Origin of the sequence: Mesorhizobium sp. M7A.F.Ca.MR.362.00.0.0 (assembly GCF_004023175.1) — a bacterium.
Lineage (GTDB): Bacteria > Pseudomonadota > Alphaproteobacteria > Rhizobiales > Rhizobiaceae > Mesorhizobium.
Map to the genome: position 1 here is coordinate 1 of NZ_RZTF01000644.1, position 2114 is coordinate 2114.

General features: G+C 61.0%; 1 pseudogene. It reads right to left on the bottom strand.

The window, feature by feature from the left end:
- Window positions 1–1670: 1670 nt before the first annotated feature.
- Window positions 1671–1955: pseudogene (locus tag EOC06_RS36365) on the bottom strand (terminase family protein); the annotation flags it as partial.
- Window positions 1956–2114 lie beyond the last annotated feature (159 nt).

Below are 2114 nucleotides of genomic sequence, written 5' to 3' on the forward strand. Positions count from 1 at the left end.
TTTGCTGTTTGGGCAATCGCAGAGTTGCCTCCAGAGATTGTCTCACCGGCCTGAAACGTCCCGCTTATCGGCAAGACCCTTAGCACGTTGGCAAAGAAGTCGACCAAGATGCCCGTCGCGCCGGATGAACCGCCTGTCACCGTCTCACCGAGTTCATAGTCGACGGTTGAACCGGTGATGACGATTTCAAAATGTTGGAATCGCAGGGTTCCGGCGGAGCCAGAGGTGCCGCCGCTGACCGTTTCGCCAGTCGCAAACGATCCAACTTGCGAGCTGAGGGCGAACTGAAATTCGCCGTTTGGCTCCAATTGCAGGGCGGTGTTGTAACGATCGATGTACCAGTTATCGAGCCGGCCCGACTGAATCTGAACGCCGAAGACGTTACCGGCAGAACTACCGGAGAGCCGGTTGCCTATTGCCTTGACATTCGAAATAACGATCTCGCTGTTGGCGTCAGTCGCGGCTACGCCAACCAGACAGTCATTCGCCACCACGTTAGTTATGATCCCTCTCGGATCTCGCGCACCGGTCATCTCCACCCAGACACCGGCGGAGGGGTTGTCGAGATGTGCGTCCGCGAAAACCCCATCGACCAACACGTCGGTGGTGTTTAGATTTCCCGTATAGGTCAACACGACACCGTCGCGTTTGCACTTCGCCGACCGGATGTTGCGCACGATCGGCTTGCGGACGCCGGCCACGTAAACCGTGTCGCCAAACTCGCCGCCGGTTGGCGTGACGATGTTATAGCCGTCAATGTCCTCAATCGTCGGGCTGTCGACACAGAGCGCCGTCACACCGGCAAGGCCAAGATTGCGAACCTTCACGCCGCGGATTGTCGGCCGCTTCCGGCGTGCACCAGTGGAGAGGCCGACGCGAATACCGATAGAAGCCTGGTAGCCGGCATGTGATCCACCATCGATCGTGAGGTCACCGTCTATCAGGACGTCATCGGCAGCAATATCGATGACGGGATGGTGGCCGGTAACGGTGCCGACTGGCGCGCGCAGGATCAGGGCAGAGCCACCCAGGCATTCGACGCGCTTCTTCGCTGTCGAGATCGTGTGGTTGCCGTCGGTCTGGTAGGAGCCGTCAATCAGCACATGCGGATAGCTGCCCGCGAGCAGTGCACTGATAGCAGCCGTGGCATTCGCACCGCCACCACGCGCCCCGAGCATTGATGCCGCCACCGGAATTGAGGCGAGCGTATAGCCTGTCTTCGTCATGCCATCGCTCAGCGTGATCACCAAATCCCCGACATTCGTTCCATTCTTGCGGTACACAGCGCCGCTGCCTGCCACCTGAGAGCTGTCGTAGAAGGCGGTGCGGATGTATGTGGGTGCTATCGGCGGGTAAAATGCCTCGGCCGTCGCCTTGGTCGCGAATTGCGGATCGATCACCGTCGTCATGGCGCCCGTCGCTACGTCCGCAGCGGCCTGGGCCTGGTCGATGATGCCTTGCGCGGCTGCCTGGATATCGCCGACGGTGTCGTCGGACTGGTAGAACGAGAGCACAATGTCATCGGTGCCGATCACAGGGTTCAGCGTCTGGAAGGCAAAGACAAAATCAGCCGAGGCGTTGCCCTGCTGGACATGCACCGTCGTTCCCTTCTGCATGGTGCGCCCGGTGCGGGCATCGGCGGCGCGGAACCATCGGCCTTCGCTTACCGTATAGATACCGTTGGTGACATAGACGACATCGGCCTCCGTATCCCAGGCAAGCTCGACCGCGGCCGAAGGATGGTCCCAGCCGAAATCGAGCGCGCCCAGCCTTGGCCAGTAGCGCGGCAGCCGGAACGGCTCGCAGGCGATCAGCGCCTCGGCCACCGGGAAGATGCGACCGGAACCCAGCACCGGAATGCCGCGGGCGCGTGCCTCGCGCTCATGCGCTGGATAAGCGGCAACGATCGCCGCGCGCTCCTGCGGCGTGTAGTGCGCGGCATCGTCGATGGTCATGAAGGTGACGTGTCGGGACATGGGGGAATTCCTGAATCAGCATGGGAGATGCCGGCTGTATCGTATTGTTCGGACGCTGTTTTTCGGATCAGGCGCGACTGTTCTTACCTTCTCCCCTTGTGGGAGAAGGTGGATCGGCGCGCAGCGCCGAGACGGATG